This window comes from Pantoea sp. paga (assembly GCF_007558755.1).
GTDB lineage: Bacteria > Pseudomonadota > Gammaproteobacteria > Enterobacterales > Enterobacteriaceae > Pantoea > Pantoea agglomerans.
On record NZ_VLTF01000001.1, the window covers coordinates 710124 to 723633 of the forward strand.

Annotated in this window: 15 protein-coding genes; 7 read left to right on the forward strand and 8 right to left on the reverse strand. The window is 51.1% G+C overall.

All coding sequences use genetic code 11. The annotated features are described in order from the left end of the window. Positions 1 to 11: 11 nt before the first annotated feature. Together FOV68_RS03365 and FOV68_RS03370 are read right to left on the reverse strand one after the other, a co-directional pair. On the reverse strand, positions 12 to 3533 hold the full coding sequence (locus FOV68_RS03365) for a glycosyltransferase (protein ID WP_143990463.1): 3522 nt from the start codon (positions 3531 to 3533) through the stop codon (positions 12 to 14). Positions 3534 to 3741: 208 nt separating this feature from the next. Beyond that, positions 3742 to 4947, reverse strand: a complete 1206-nt coding sequence (locus tag FOV68_RS03370; protein WP_069026443.1) for a FliC/FljB family flagellin — start codon at positions 4945 to 4947, stop codon at positions 3742 to 3744. Positions 4948 to 5283: 336 nt separating this feature from the next. Between FOV68_RS03370 and fliD the strand changes: the two genes are divergently transcribed. From fliD to amyA, 4 genes are all read left to right on the forward strand, one after another. Then, positions 5284 to 6696 (forward strand): flagellar filament capping protein FliD, encoded by a 1413-nt coding sequence (fliD, locus tag FOV68_RS03375; RefSeq protein WP_134160628.1) that lies wholly within the window; start codon positions 5284 to 5286, stop codon positions 6694 to 6696. Positions 6697 to 6707: 11 nt separating this feature from the next. Further along, positions 6708 to 7115: a flagellar export chaperone FliS gene (fliS, locus tag FOV68_RS03380; protein ID WP_039388762.1), complete on the forward strand. Its 408-nt coding sequence runs from the start codon at positions 6708 to 6710 to the stop codon at positions 7113 to 7115. Beyond that, the gene (fliT, locus tag FOV68_RS03385; protein ID WP_064703578.1) at positions 7115 to 7480 is read left to right on the forward strand and encodes a flagella biosynthesis regulatory protein FliT; all 366 of its coding nucleotides are present in this window, start codon (positions 7115 to 7117) and stop codon (positions 7478 to 7480) included. The genes fliS and fliT overlap by 1 nt, the downstream gene beginning before the upstream one ends. Positions 7481 to 7581: 101 nt before the next feature. Next, positions 7582 to 9063 (forward strand): alpha-amylase, encoded by a 1482-nt coding sequence (amyA, locus tag FOV68_RS03390; protein WP_010247614.1) that lies wholly within the window; start codon positions 7582 to 7584, stop codon positions 9061 to 9063. Positions 9064 to 9163: 100 nt separating this feature from the next. Here the strand turns inward: amyA and yedD are convergent, their stop codons facing one another. Continuing rightward, entirely contained in the window at positions 9164 to 9637 is a 474-nt protein-coding gene (gene yedD, locus FOV68_RS03395; RefSeq protein WP_039388770.1) for a lipoprotein YedD, read from the reverse strand. Between the two features lie 254 nt (positions 9638 to 9891). On the opposite strand from yedD, the gene FOV68_RS03400 reads away from it, so the two are divergent. After that, positions 9892 to 10215 (forward strand): DUF6388 family protein, encoded by a 324-nt coding sequence (locus tag FOV68_RS03400; protein ID WP_008926858.1) that lies wholly within the window; start codon positions 9892 to 9894, stop codon positions 10213 to 10215. A gap of 201 nt (positions 10216 to 10416) precedes the next feature. Here FOV68_RS03400 and iraP read toward each other — a convergent pair whose 3' ends face one another. Continuing rightward, positions 10417 to 10716 carry an anti-adapter protein IraP gene (iraP, locus tag FOV68_RS03405; RefSeq protein WP_031593419.1) on the reverse strand — a complete coding sequence of 100 codons (300 nt, stop codon included), beginning with the start codon at positions 10714 to 10716 and terminating at the stop codon, positions 10417 to 10419. A 174-nt stretch (positions 10717 to 10890) separates the two neighbouring features. On the opposite strand from iraP, the gene FOV68_RS03410 reads away from it, so the two are divergent. Beyond that, positions 10891 to 11130: a DinI-like family protein gene (locus tag FOV68_RS03410; protein ID WP_003854508.1), complete on the forward strand. Its 240-nt coding sequence runs from the start codon at positions 10891 to 10893 to the stop codon at positions 11128 to 11130. A 38-nt stretch (positions 11131 to 11168) separates the two neighbouring features. Here FOV68_RS03410 and FOV68_RS03415 read toward each other — a convergent pair whose 3' ends face one another. The 3 genes from FOV68_RS03415 to FOV68_RS03425 all read right to left on the reverse strand — a co-directional run bounded on the left by FOV68_RS03415 (position 11169) and on the right by FOV68_RS03425 (position 12298). Continuing rightward, on the reverse strand, positions 11169 to 11435 hold the full coding sequence (locus tag FOV68_RS03415; RefSeq protein WP_143990311.1) for a hypothetical protein: 267 nt from the start codon (positions 11433 to 11435) through the stop codon (positions 11169 to 11171). Positions 11436 to 11586: 151 nt separating this feature from the next. Continuing rightward, positions 11587 to 11928 (reverse strand): hypothetical protein, encoded by a 342-nt coding sequence (locus FOV68_RS03420; RefSeq protein ID WP_143990312.1) that lies wholly within the window; start codon positions 11926 to 11928, stop codon positions 11587 to 11589. Further along, positions 11915 to 12298, reverse strand: coding sequence for a hypothetical protein (locus FOV68_RS03425; RefSeq protein WP_031593416.1), 384 nt, complete (start codon positions 12296 to 12298; stop codon positions 11915 to 11917). Before FOV68_RS03425 ends, FOV68_RS03420 begins: the two co-directional genes overlap by 14 nt. Before the next feature lie 136 nt (positions 12299 to 12434). Between FOV68_RS03425 and FOV68_RS03430 the strand changes: the two genes are divergently transcribed. After that, the gene (locus FOV68_RS03430) at positions 12435 to 13067 is read left to right on the forward strand and encodes a helix-turn-helix domain-containing protein (protein ID WP_143990313.1); all 633 of its coding nucleotides are present in this window, start codon (positions 12435 to 12437) and stop codon (positions 13065 to 13067) included. 66 nt (positions 13068 to 13133) lie between these two features. On the opposite strand, the gene FOV68_RS03435 is transcribed toward FOV68_RS03430, so the two are convergent. Beyond that, on the reverse strand, positions 13134 to 13382 hold the full coding sequence (locus FOV68_RS03435; RefSeq protein WP_031593414.1) for a hypothetical protein: 249 nt from the start codon (positions 13380 to 13382) through the stop codon (positions 13134 to 13136). Between the last annotated feature and the right edge of the window lie 128 nt (positions 13383 to 13510).

Sequence of the window (13510 nt, forward strand, 5' to 3'; positions counted from 1 at the left end):
TGGGAAAGGGATCAAGGCTGCCACGCTTTTGCCCATAAGCGCAGGTTTTCACCTGTCAGCATCCAGTTGCGTCGGATCTCAGCCTGCAATTCCATACCCATTTTTTCGCTCGCATCTTGATCAGCGAGGTGCATCCGAATAGCATCCCGCCAGTCAATGAACCGGTTATTAACTCGGGTAACCGGAAGATTGTCATCCCGATAACATGCAACGTTACTGCAAATAACCGGTACACCACAGGCACCATATTCCAGTAATCTCAGATTACTTTTACAGGCGTTAAAGATATTGTCTTCAACCGGTGCCAGTGCCAGATCGAGATTTAACGACGCAAGCGCGGCAGGATAAAGGCTCAGGTCAACGCCAGTGTGGATTTCATGCACATAAGGCCGGAGTTTATCCGGACACATCCCCATAAAGACCCATTCCACGTCATTCGAGAATTCCCGAACGATATCGAAAATCATTTCAAGATCACCGCGATGGCTTACTCCACCGGCCCAGCCAACACGTGGTTTTTTCCCCTGCTGACGCAGTGATCGAAGGCTGCCCCATGCCTCTGAAGGAAGGCGATTTTTCATCACAACGATATCCGGATGCATATCACGCATCGCGTCGGCCAGTGGTGCGGTAGAAACCACAAAGCGGTCAAAAAAGCTCAGGCTTTTACGTATTAATTTTGCCGTCTCCTGCTTATAAACGTGACGGCCATGATGTTTCATGGGCAGATTGATGATGTAATCGTCCAGCTCAAACACTTTAAATACGTTGTGAAGTTTACTGACCCGCTCCATCCAGTTATGAAATGCCGGCGCATACCGGCGCTGGATAATCAGACTATCGGGTCTGTACTGCCCCATTTCACTGAATGTCAGCAGTGTCATGCCGCTTTTTCCCTGAGCAACGCCTTCCGATATCATCGCCTCAAGCGGTTGAGTAATACGGTAATGTCCGCAACCGTAAATATCGGCATTATGCGCAAGGAAAGTGGGCAGATTTTCTGCTCTGACCGGCAGCCAGTTAACATCGTCATTTCGTAGTTCGAAGTGACGACTTCGCATTGAAAGGTTTTGGTTATATGCAGGATCACTGGCGACAACCGGCATCCATTCAGCATAAATTTTGTCTTCTTCCAGCTGTTTTAATTTACTGGACGTGTGCACGGTTTCATCCGGGAACGGGCTGGTGCGAGCTGCGGGACGATGCAGGCGGGCATAAGGTGTCCAGACCGTCAGATAGCCCTGCTCCCGTGCCTTCAGGCACAGATCAACATCAGCATATAAGCGCTTGTCCTGATCAAATCCACCCAGCTCGTCGAATACCGATTTGCGCATCAGCACCAGATCACCCGAAACGGCACTGTAGTTCTGATCGACATTCATGCGCCCCAGATAGTTGGCGTCTTTGTCATCATTACCCCTGAAGACTTCCCCCACTGCACCGTTTACACCCAGGACGTAACCCGCATGCCTGATCTTATTGTCAGATGAGAGATGCTTTCCACCCACAGCAAAAACTTCGGGTCGTAGTCCATGATTCAGGAGATTATCGAGCCATTCACCGTCGGTGACCGCCATTTCACAATGCATGAAAAGCAGATAGTCTCCTGTGGCCTGTTCAGCGGCGAGATTAGCCATAGCACTGTGGCTGAATGCGCCGTTAAAGCTTGCCGTTTTAATGCGGACAGGATCAACTATTGCGATATCTGACAACCATTTGTCCCGCTCAGGCGTACCCTGGTTATCAGAGATGATTATCATTTCGTACTGGTGCCAGGTGGTTTTTTCCAGCACGGTCGTGACGCAACTAATCAGCGAGGCGAGATCCCAGTTAGCCAGAATGATGATTGAGACAACCGGCTTATCGGGATGGTTGTATCGTAAACGGTAATTGAAGAATTTATCTAATGCCGCCCGTCCATCCGGGTAGCCGCGGTTATGCAAATGCCGCTCAATGATCGCCACATCTTCAAGGATATCTCTGCTTTGCAGGTGGCCTGTTAACAACGGCTCAGCGAGGTGTCCGATACTCTCAAACCCCTGAGATTCAATCAGCTTAACAATGAGATCAAACTCTGCTGAATTGGGATAATCGGCATCCAGTCCTTCCGCCGCTAACAGCAACTCTCGTCGGAATAACCAGTGTTGCGCCATCGTTTTGGGCGAACTGAGCAGTAAATCAAGATTAAAATCGGGCCTGAAAGCGGCACCGAGTGGTGCATTATCGATATAAAAAAATTCATCCGCATAGAGTGCTAAATAATGGTTTTGAACGAGTAACAGTTTGCTCAATGCGATCATACCGGAGGCGTGTAGAATAGTGGTCGCCTCAAGAAACATGGCCCAATGGTCTTCACGTTCATGGATGATTTGATTGATGACACTGATTCGGCTCTGCTCTGTTGCGGCATAGCATTCAGCGTCCGTGTCAGGCGCTACGTCGATGGTAACGATAACCGGTTCAAACCGAATGCCCACTGTCGCTGTCTGGCCGATCGATTTTAAAAGTGTATCCAGACCGGTGACGGTCTCTTCTGTAACAGTAATCACGATCAGCACGCTGACGGGATGCGTGTGCGTCGCGGCAAGATCCACCAACATATTATGCTGCAACGGATTCAGGGTGCGTAAAGCTCTCCACGTCGCGAGCGTGTCTAAGGTAAAGTTCTTTTGCTGCTCTTCAGAAAGATTTTTAAGGCCAAACAGATCAGGTCGATCCGTGGAAGCTACGCGCGCCCGATGTGGCTCATAGTCGACATCATTAAACCAGCTTTCGTTACGTATCTTTTTATATAACACCTCTCGCCCGTCTCTGAAAATATCGTTACCTTCACGCTGATGAGGCTGAAATTCCACATCTGAAGCACGAATGCTACACAGCGGCGTGGCAAACCAGAGAAGGTGACTGTGCCTCAATAAATCGTGAAAAATAACCAGCGCCGGAACCGCCTGCAATGCCGGATCTCCGGTGGTGAGCAGTGAGTGATCGATAAGGCTGCTGGTAAGATCTTCGCGGTAAAACAGCGCGGCGGTCATTTCTCCCGGCAGACTGTACGCTTTCAGTGTCTGATTACGCAGAAAATCCTGGCCGTTGATAATGCTGTTTTCACTGTTCAGTGCCGATGTTGAGATAAGCTCAGGCAGCACTTCATCCTGTGGACCTACCCGCTCCCGACGGGAGACCGCCACACGGCACTCAGGATGTGCAATCAGGCCGGAGACTAAAGTAGAGACGCAGACAGGTTTCAGGAGATCGGCATCTGACAGGAATTTAATATATTTTCCGCGCGCTGCGCTGACGGCAGCCTGATAAGCCGGTACCGTCCCGTCATCGATTTTTAAATAGCGGAGAAGATGGCCGTATCGGACAAGATAACCCTGTAGCTTCTTATGAACAAAAAAAGCGTCACTGTAATCAGCCACAATGATTTCAATATGTGGGTAATCCTGACTGAGCGCGCTGTCGAGTGCGTTTGTAAACCAGGTTGAAGCGCCGGCGGTAATGATGATGCTGACAAGATCATGTTGATGCATTTTACTCTCTCTCACTGACTCCTCTGAGTCATGACAGACTGAGAGCAGCGCACATTTTGCTTTAGCATAATCTTTGTGTCTGGGTTCAATCGGAGAAGTAAAACAGCAAAGAGGGCCTAATCTGCCAGAACGATAGCCAGGTCCTGTTTTTAAGCCATAAAAAAACCCCGCCGAGGCGGGGTTTTTGCGTGGATTCCGAGGGAACCGATTAGCCCTGCAGCAGAGACAGAACCTGCTGTGGAACCTGGTTAGCTTTCGCCAACACTGAGTTACCAGCCTGCTGTACGATCTGCGCTTTAGACATGTTTGAAACTTCAGTTGCGTAATCAGCATCCTGAATACGAGACTGTGCAGCTGACAGGTTTGTGGTGGTGTTGCTCAGGTTAGTCACGGCTGAGTTCAGACGGTTCTGAATCGCACCCAGTGAAGAACGAAACTTATCCACGCTTGCAATCGCTTCATCCAGTTTAGCCAGTGGGCTAGCTGATGCGCCAGTGGTCAGGCTCGACAGGCTCATGTTAGAGGTGTCAAGTTTGAATGCTGCGGTACCCGCAGTTGTTGCTGTATCAGCTGACTGTGGATCAACAGCTACGAAGAAGCTTTTCGCACCTGCTGCGCCGCTGGCGATATCAAAGCCATTAGCTTTCAGGTTGTTAGTTTCAGCATCGCTGCCTGAAGTCACGGTGACTTTAGCAAACATCTTGCCGTTGTCATCTTTGTATACGGTACCGCTGTCTACAGCAACGCCAGATGTAGCCACACCCAGACGGGTAGACAGTGCATCAGCAGTTGTTTCGGCAACAGTTGCGCCAGTTACGTTGGTAGTTGAACCGTAAGCGGCTTTGAATTCAGTTGCGCCAGCTGCAGTTGGGGTGCCAGCAGGACCGTTAACGTTGAAGCTATCCAGACCCAGGGTCTTAGAGTCGATTTTTTTCAGGTCGATAGTGATGGTTTCGCCATCGTTTGCACCAACCTGGATGTTCATTTTGCCATCTTTAGCCAGCACGTTCACGCCGTTGAACTGAGTCTGACCAGATACGCGGTCAATCTCGTCCAGACGTGATTTAATTTCGTCCTGGATTGAAGATTTGTCAGAATCAGAGTTAGTACCGCTTGAAGCCTGTACAGTCAACTCACGGATACGCTGTAAGTTGTTGTTGATTTCTGACAGCGCGCCTTCAGTAGTCTGCGCAGCAGAGATACCGTCGTTAGCGTTACGAGCAGCCTGAGTCAGGCCCTTGATGTTAGAGGTGAAACGGTTGGCAATTGCCTGACCAGCAGCGTCATCTTTCGCGCTGTTGATACGTAAACCAGAAGACAGACGCTCCATTGAAGTAGACAGAGCTGACTGGTTCTTGTTGATGTTGTTCTGAGTGATCAGCGAGAGGCTGTTGGTATTAATGACTTGGGCCATGATGAATTTTCCTGTTAATCAAGTCTTTCGGTTAAGGTGTGGGCTTCAACCCGCCGGCTTCAGCGCCGTCAAAGTTGTTATCGTCTGCCGTTTAACAACCTTTAGAATTTTTTTAGTACCAGGCGAATTTTTCTGCTTCAACCTGTCACGTTTTAAGTTATCGCCACCCGCCCGAACTTCTTTAGACTTAATTCATTAATTTTCTAGCCGCTGAATTACCCTTCTCTATAGTGCTTATTTACCTCATTACCCTAAGGCAAATAACCTTAAACTTTCCTTATTCAAGGCCGATAACCCAGGTATCAATTTCTCTGTCGACCTTATAAAGGAATTAACATGGCTAGTATAAGCAACCTCGGTGTGGGCTCCGGCCTGCCACTCAGTACCATGCTTGACAGTTTGACCACCGCTGAAAAAGCGTCACTCACACCAATTTCAAAACAGCAGTCGGCTTACACGTCCAAGCTCAGTGCCTATGCCACCCTGAAAAGCTCACTGACGACTTTCCAGACCGCAAACACCAAGCTGAACAGTGCAGACCTGTTTACCTCTACCACCGCGGCCAGCAGTTCGACGGCATTCAGCGCCACTACCTCTGGCAGCACCGTGGCCGGTAAATATGCGATTAATGTGACTCAGCTGGCACAGGCGCAGGTCCTGACCTCATCGGTGCAGAGCAGCAACACTGCCGCACTGGGCGACAGCTCTGTGGCCAGCCGCAGCATTGCGATTACCTTAAAAGATGGATCAAGCAAAAGCGTAACGCTTTCCAGCGATCAGACCTCGCTGACCGGTATGCGTGACGCCATCAACGGCGCCAATGCCGGCGTCACCGCCACCATTATTAAGGTGTCAGACGGCAGCTTCCGTCTCTCTATGAGCGCCAACAAAACCGGCAGCGACAATGCCGTGGCAACCATTGCCGTCACCGGCGACAGCACGTTGCAGGGCGTTGTGGGCTTTGACGCCAGCGCCAGCAGCAATGTGATGACAGAAAGCGTGAAAGCGCAGAATGCCCAGCTCACGGTTAACAACGTTGCGATTGAGAACAGCAGCAACCAGATCAGTGATGCGCTGGAAGGCATTACCTTAAATCTGACCGCGCAGACAACTGGCGCTCAGACGCTGACGATTACCAAAGACACCTCAAAAGCCTCCAGCGCGATCAGCGGCTGGGTGGATGCCTACAATTCGTTGCTGGATCAGTTCAATACCCTGACCAAATTCACCAAAGTCGATACCAACAGCGACGCGCAGGACTCCAGTAATGGTGCCCTGCTGGGTGACAGTACGTTACGCACGATTGAGACGCAGCTGAAGAGCATGCTCACCAATGCACAGAGCACTTCTACCTTTAAATCACTGAGTCAGATTGGTGTTACCACCGATCCCACGACCGGTTCATTAAAACTGGATTCGACCAAGCTGAGCACCGCACTGGATAAAGATGCTGCGGGCGTGAAAGCGATGATCGTAGGTGACGGTAAAACCGGTATCGCCGCTAAAATCGACAGCAAGCTGACTGACTGGCTGGCTACTAAAGGGATTATTCAGTCTGCCACCGATGGCGTGAGTAAAACACTGAATACACTGACCGCCCTCTACAACACCACCAGCGATCGCATTGATGCGGATATCGCACGCTATAAAACGCAATTTACTCAGCTGGATATGGCCATCAGTAAACTCAACTCGACCAGCACCTATCTGACGCAGCAGTTCGACACGTCCGATTCGTCTAAAAAATAACAGGAGTGTCCATGTACAGCGCTACAGGCACCAAAGCCTATGCAAAAATTGGCGTAGAAAGCGCCGTGATGAGCGCCAGCCAGCAGCAGCTGGTGGTGATGCTGTTCGACGGTGCACTGAGTGCGTTAATCCGCGCCCGTCTGTTTATGCAGGATAGCAATATTGAAGGCAAAGGCAGCTCCATCTCCAAAGCCATCAATATTATCGAAGCGGGCCTGAAAGAGGGCCTGACTGAAAACCGTGGTGATGAGCTGGCCGATAATCTGCTGGATCTTTACAACTACATGACGCGTCGCCTGTTGCATGCCAACCTGAACAATGATGTTGCAGCGGTTGAGGAGGTCGAAGGCCTGCTGCGCAACATTGCTGACGCGTGGAAAGAAGTGGTTCAACCTAACCTGATTCAGGACGCCGTTTAATGACTACTGCACCGCATCTGATTACCGTTTACCAACAGTTACTCGATCTCAGCCAGGGAATGCTGCGTCATGCAGCACAAGGCGAATGGGATGAATTGATCAGCAGGGAGATGGAGTATGTCAGTGCGGTGCAGAACTTAGCCCAATCGACAGAAGCCGTGTCGCCGTCGGCACAGACTCAGGAGCAGTTACGTCCGGTGCTGCGCCGTATTCTCGATAACGAATGTGAAGTGAAACGTCTGCTGCAGGAGCGGATGGATGAGCTGGCCTCACTGGTGGGTCAGAACAGCCGCCAGAAATCGGTGATGTCCGCTTATAGCAATCAAGGCGGCGTTGTTATGGTGCCGCACGAAACCCTCTCCTGATCCCCTGCTCTGTCACGCCGCCAGATTTATTTTTCTGCGCGGCGTCTCTTTTTTGCCGCTTACTCCATACTTGATTTTCATCATCCCCTGGAGTGTGGTACATGCAAAACCCAACGTTATTACAGTTTTTCCATTGGTATTACCCGGATGGCAGCAAACTGTGGCCGGAAGTCGCCGATCGTGCGGCCTGGCTCAGCGAAATCGGTATCACCATGGCGTGGTTGCCACCGTGCTACAAAGGGGATTCGGGGGGCTATTCTGTCGGTTACGACAGCTACGATCTGTTTGACCTGGGTGAATTTGATCAGAAAGGTAGTGTTGCCACCAAATATGGCGACAAACAGCAGTTACTGGCGGCAACAGAAGCCCTGCGCAGTCACAACGTTGGGGTGCTGCTGGATGTGGTGCTCAACCACAAAATGGGTGCCGACGAGAAAGAGGCGATCAGCGTTAACCGCGTCAATCCCGATAACCGCGATGAAATCTACGACGAGGTGGTCGGGTGCGAGGCCTGGACGAAATTTACGTTTCCGGCGCGCGCCGGGGAGTTTTCGAAATTTGTCTGGGATCACAAATGCTTTAGCGGCGTAGACCACATCGAAAATCCGGACGAAAACGGCGTATTCAAAATCATCAATGACTACACCGCTGAAGGCTGGAACGACCAGGTTGATAACGAACTGGGTAATTTCGACTATCTGATGGGTGCCAACATCGATTTTCGCAACAACGCGGTCAGGGAAGAGCTCAAATACTGGGCGCGCTGGGTGATGGAACAGGTGCCCTGCACCGGCTTTCGTCTCGATGCGGTAAAACATATCCCGGCCTGGTTCTACAAAGAGTGGATCGATCATATTCAGGAAGTTGCTGAAGAGCCGATGTTTATCGTCGCGGAATACTGGTCGTTTGAAACGGAGAAGCTGCAGGAGTATGTGCATCAGGTGGAAGGCAAAACCATGCTGTTTGATGCGCCACTGCACATGAACTTTCACCAGGCCTCAACCGCGGGCAGCGCCTACGATATGAGCCAGATCTTTGCTAACTCGCTGGTGGTCGCTGATCCGTGGCATGCCGTGACGATCGTGGCAAACCACGACACCCAGCCGCTGCAGTCGCTGGAAGCACCGGTAGAAGCCTGGTTCAAACCGCTGGCCTATGCGCTGATCCTGTTGCGTGAACAGGGTGTGCCCACCATCTTCTATCCCGACCTGTTCGGGGCGACCTATGAAGATGAAGGCGGCGACGGCGAGAAGCACAAAATTGAGATGCCGGTGATCCCTGAACTGGAAGGATTGATCCGGGCGCGCCAGCAGTATGGCTGGGGCGTGCAGACCGACTATTTTGATCACCCAAATTGCGTGGCCTTCAGCCGCAGCGGCACCGAAACACAGCCAGGCTGTGTGGTGATCATGTCGAACGGCGATGCCGGTGAGAAAAGCGTGCCGATGGGAGAAGGTTTTGCCGGTAAGGTCTGGCGCGATCATCTGGGTAACCGTGAAGAGACCATTACTGCCGACGAGCACGGCACGGCGGTCTTTGTCTGTAACGGTGGCAGTGTCAGCGTCTGGGTGGTTGCAGAATAAGCTCGTTGCAGAAGAAATGACTCAAAACTAAAACCGCCCCGGCAGACAGAAGCGTAAAGTGCGCTCTGCCCGTCGGGGCGGTTTTGTTATGGGTCGGCTGTTACGACTTCGCGTTATTTTCTGTAATCGGTGTGCGCAGCAGTTGCGGTTCGATGTTCTGAATCACCGCGGCTTTCGGCTGCTTCGCCACCTCGTCAAGTGCCTGCTGACACTCAACGGTCGGACGCGCCACTTTACGCAGGGTCATCCTGTCATAGCTCAGCTCGCCATTCTCCACGACCAGCGGCATCACCCGCACCTGACGCGTTACGTTGACATAATCGCCGCTTAACCGGGTCAGTTTGCCCGGCTTCGCAATCACTCGCATCCACTGACGGCAGTCCAGCGTGCTGCCATCCGCATTGATGATCACACTGGCTATCGCCTTATCGCTGATCAGGCTGCTCTGTGGGCCGACGGTTTGCCAGGTTCCCTGCAGTTCAGCGGGCGCCGGTGTTTGCACCGCATTCTCATAATCGTTGATTTGTGCACAGCCACTCAGTGCCAGCGCGGCAATCAGCATCCACTTTTTCATGTTTAATCCCTAAGATCCCATCAATGGCGGCTACGTTATAATTTTTCCACCGCGTTGCGCAAGGTATCTGGGTGTTCAAACACCACGCAGACCCTGATTGCGCCAGAATTTAACCCGCAGCGAGGCTCACGGTCAGGTTTTTGACCGGAAGTTCAGAGGCTGAACTGATGCAAAGCCCCGCCTTTGTCACGCCTGACAAGCGGAAGACAACCCGCTACACTGACGCGCTGCAACAGACTTTCAGGAATATGAATATGAAAACGCCAGAAGCCTACTATGCCCAGGCGCGCGAGATGTTTTTTACCGCGCATCCCGACTTTCAGTCTGCACTTGATGAATTAACAGAGAGCGACGCCCGTGCAGCTAATCTGTCACTGCGACAGCTGCGCGAATGGCATGCCGAGCGCATCTATGCGGCCTTTTTGCGGCAGAAGAATCTGGATGGAATGATCTTTTCTATTCAGCTCGCTGAGCCGGATAAAGCGGTGGCGGCTGAGGCTATCGAGACTTATCTCAAATCTCATGCTGAGTCACTGGGGATGAGCTGGGAAGAGTTTTGCATCAAAAACGAGCTGTAATCAGGGCCGCGTTGAAGTTGCATTTGTCAAACACCTCCAACCAGTTCAGGCACTGCAGATAAAGTTGTACTAACCGGGGGAAAGTGTATAACTTCGGCGTGCGACTAAGGTCGTGATTGTCCTTTAACGAATAGTGCTTATGCACTGCCTCTGCAGGTGTTGTCTCAATTCCACCTCCAGAGGCGAATTTTTTATCCGCCCCTACCCCTCACCTTCCGTCGCCTTACCCTTTACTTCAACATAACTTGCTACCGCCAGCAGACGATTAATATGCGTCAGCAGCAGATCCACATCAGACTGCAGAAAATCGGTCGAAGATTTCGACGCGGTAATAATGGCATCCTGCACCGTTTCTGAAATGGTCAGCGAGTTGTCCTGTTTCGCCTGCACCAGCAGCGCTGCAACCAGCAGAGACTGCGCTTCAAGTTGCGCCGTCAACTCTTTTGCATCGACGTCCATCTTTGCCAGTTTTAGCAGAATATCAATTACCAGTTGTCGCATCGCGGACCTCCTAAAAGTAAGCCGCCATTATGTCGCGATGCGTGCGCATTTTGCTAGTCGAAGATTGAGGTTTATGCGAGATAAAAATTTACGCGAAATCGGGCACGCCGCCTTGCCACTGTTTTTATTTACAGTATTATATGTCAGCGATTTTGCCCTGAATGGATTGCCATCATGTTTGTTGAGTTGATTTATGACAAGCGCAACGTTGCCGGTTTACCGGGTGCCCGCGAGATGATTCGTGAGGAGCTGGAAAAGCGGGTGCATCGGGTGTTTCCTGACATTGAAGTTAAGGTCAAGCCGATGGAACGTAATGCGATTGATACTGATTTGAGTAAGAACGATAAAGCGACGGTTGCGCGGATTGTTGAAGAGATGTTCGACGAAGCGGAAATGTGGCTGGTGGCCGATTAATCCCTTAACGGCCACCACATCAGTTAGCGGGAGATGACTTAGCTCTCCTGCTCGCTGTGATTAATTTCAATCTCGATGTCCTGAATCGCGACATCCAGATCTTCCAGCAGTTTACCCTGCTTATTGAGCAGCGCATCGATTCGGTCGGCGTTGGTCTTGTCTTTATACTCACCGGCATCAAACGCTAACCATTGGCTGGAAAGGGTTTCGGTGTTGGTCTGAGCATAGTGACGCATCTCTTTTAGCTGAGAAGTCACGTCACGCAGATATTCAGTTTTGGTCTTGGTTTCTGTTGAATCGCTCATGCTAAATTTCCTTCTGGTCATTTATCCAAAGTGAGTAGGCTTAGCGGTTCATCAACCGGCCAATCAGCGGGCCTGCATTCAGGTACAAAATGTTGCCCGGATATTTAAAACTAGTCGATAATAGCGAAACCGCATTAAGAATAATCGGAAGTTATGGTTTCTGACCGGATTTCCCGGTTGGTACCTCACTCTCAGTGACGACTTCTTTGACTTTGATGACCGTTTTGTCGGCTATGCGATCCGGTATTGCATCCAGCTTATGCTGTATTACTGCAACCTGATCGGTCAGCAACTCCACTCTGTCATCACGCCGCGCCGCAATTAAGCGATAATCCGCCCGAATCTCCTCGACCCGCTTGTTTGCCGTGTTACTGACGTAGAGAAAAATGATCGTCATCAGGATGCAAATCATCGAACAGCTCAGCAATACGCAGCCGAGGATAACTTTGCGCCGGTAAGACATAGGTGCCTTAGTGCTATTAATCATGGCCATCACTGCGATCCTCCAGAGTTGAGATAAGCCGATCAATCTCATTACGAAATTTATCGTTCTGATCGGTTTCGGTCATTGCCAGTAAAATCCCTACCGCATTCTTGATTAACCGAAGATCCGTTTCGAGTGTCGAGATACGCCGCAGATTCCTGTCGTGCCGTTCGCGTAATTCATCGTTCTCCTCCCGTATCAGCACGTTGCTCTCTTTCAGCAACACCACCTGCTCTTTGTAGCTGGTAATAATTTCGCCGCCGGCTCGATTACTGGTTACGATTGACGCTATTCCCGCCAATAACGGTTTCCAGAACAGTGCTGCTGCCCCCCCACCCAGAACTAACGCACCCATACTGGTAATCAGACTACTTTCCATGCCACACCCCTTTGTACGGTAAGGTCTCTGGAACTTACTGCGTGCTGCTTAGCCACGTCCCCCGCATGAAATTTAAGATTGCTTAAATACCAGGCTTAAGTATACTTAAGTCACTCTCAACCAAAAAGTCAAGCTTATGAAAAACGAAACGCTGGGTGACCGCATCCGACTCCGACGAAAATCACTGCAGTTAACGCAGAAGCAATTGGCGCAACAGGTAAAAGTGTCCCATGTGGCGATTTCGCAATGGGAAAAAGAAGAGACGCTGCCGCGCGGTGAGAACCTGCTGCGGCTCGCTGAAGCGCTGGGCTGCGCACCGGCTTTTCTGATAGATGGGGATGGACCTGTTTTCAGCGAAAGCGCCTGGAGTGGTCTGCACCAGATCCCACTGCTTGCACAGCGCGACGTGCCGCAATGGCTGAACGAGGCCGGTTCCGTCCGGCATGAATTGCTGATGCACAACGACATGGCGCTTTCGCAGCAGAGCTTTGCCTTCCGGGTGGAAGAACAGGCGATGACGCCCGCGATTCTGCGGAATGATGTGGTGATCATCGATCCCAGGCAGTCACCTCAGCCCAGCGACTGCGTGTTGGTATTGCAGCAACAGGCGGCGCTGCTACGCACCTGGCGTCAGCGCGGCAGTGAAAATGGCGTCATGCAGTTTGAACTGGCACCAGTCAATATCAACTTCCCTGAGCTGCATTCCAGCCGGGACAGCGTGAAGCTGATTGGTACGCTGGTGGAACTGCGGCGCTACCGCCAGCTATAAAAAAAACCCGCCGGGCGCGGGTTCACTTTTCATTGTACAACGGTGGCTGAGATTATCGCCGGGCAACTACAGGGCATCGGTCAGTTGATCTACCACCACATTGCCCTGCAGATCGGTCTGCATAATGCGGTAATTGACGGGCCATGAGCGGCGGGTACTGAGTTTATCGAACAGGGTTACGCCGCCTTTTTTAACACCCTGGCGGTTGACAATAATCCATTCGGTGACCTCTTCCTGGCCACGATTTTTCAGGCTCAGCGAGCGTTGTTCGATTAACTGATCTTCAGCTTCAATCTTTAAATAGTCTCTTAACATAATTTCTATCTCCTGGTAACGCAGGACACTATATGCCTTTTGTTAATCCGTTCAATCGAATATATTTATCGATCTGTTTATCGACGGGAATGTGACCTGCCGCAAGCGACATGACAGATTTGTCCATT

What these genes read in the sequence shown, in the direction of transcription:
- FOV68_RS03365 (WP_143990463.1), bottom strand. Translation starts at nt 3,533, where the DNA reads ATGCATCAACATGATCTTGTCAGCATCATCATTACCGCCGGCGCTTCA.
- FOV68_RS03370 (WP_069026443.1), bottom strand. Translation starts at nt 4,947, where the DNA reads ATGGCCCAAGTCATTAATACCAACAGCCTCTCGCTGATCACTCAGAAC.
- fliD (WP_134160628.1), top strand. Translation starts at nt 5,284, where the DNA reads ATGGCTAGTATAAGCAACCTCGGTGTGGGCTCCGGCCTGCCACTCAGT.
- fliS (WP_039388762.1), top strand. Translation starts at nt 6,708, where the DNA reads ATGTACAGCGCTACAGGCACCAAAGCCTATGCAAAAATTGGCGTAGAA.
- fliT (WP_064703578.1), top strand. Translation starts at nt 7,115, where the DNA reads ATGACTACTGCACCGCATCTGATTACCGTTTACCAACAGTTACTCGAT.
- amyA (WP_010247614.1), top strand. Translation starts at nt 7,582, where the DNA reads ATGCAAAACCCAACGTTATTACAGTTTTTCCATTGGTATTACCCGGAT.
- yedD (WP_039388770.1), bottom strand. Translation starts at nt 9,637, where the DNA reads ATGAAAAAGTGGATGCTGATTGCCGCGCTGGCACTGAGTGGCTGTGCA.
- FOV68_RS03400 (WP_008926858.1), top strand. Translation starts at nt 9,892, where the DNA reads ATGAAAACGCCAGAAGCCTACTATGCCCAGGCGCGCGAGATGTTTTTT.
- iraP (WP_031593419.1), bottom strand. Translation starts at nt 10,716, where the DNA reads ATGCGACAACTGGTAATTGATATTCTGCTAAAACTGGCAAAGATGGAC.
- FOV68_RS03410 (WP_003854508.1), top strand. Translation starts at nt 10,891, where the DNA reads ATGTTTGTTGAGTTGATTTATGACAAGCGCAACGTTGCCGGTTTACCG.
- FOV68_RS03415 (WP_143990311.1), bottom strand. Translation starts at nt 11,435, where the DNA reads ATGAGCGATTCAACAGAAACCAAGACCAAAACTGAATATCTGCGTGAC.
- FOV68_RS03420 (WP_143990312.1), bottom strand. Translation starts at nt 11,928, where the DNA reads ATGGCCATGATTAATAGCACTAAGGCACCTATGTCTTACCGGCGCAAA.
- FOV68_RS03425 (WP_031593416.1), bottom strand. Translation starts at nt 12,298, where the DNA reads ATGGAAAGTAGTCTGATTACCAGTATGGGTGCGTTAGTTCTGGGTGGG.
- FOV68_RS03430 (WP_143990313.1), top strand. Translation starts at nt 12,435, where the DNA reads ATGAAAAACGAAACGCTGGGTGACCGCATCCGACTCCGACGAAAATCA.
- FOV68_RS03435 (WP_031593414.1), bottom strand. Translation starts at nt 13,382, where the DNA reads ATGTTAAGAGACTATTTAAAGATTGAAGCTGAAGATCAGTTAATCGAA.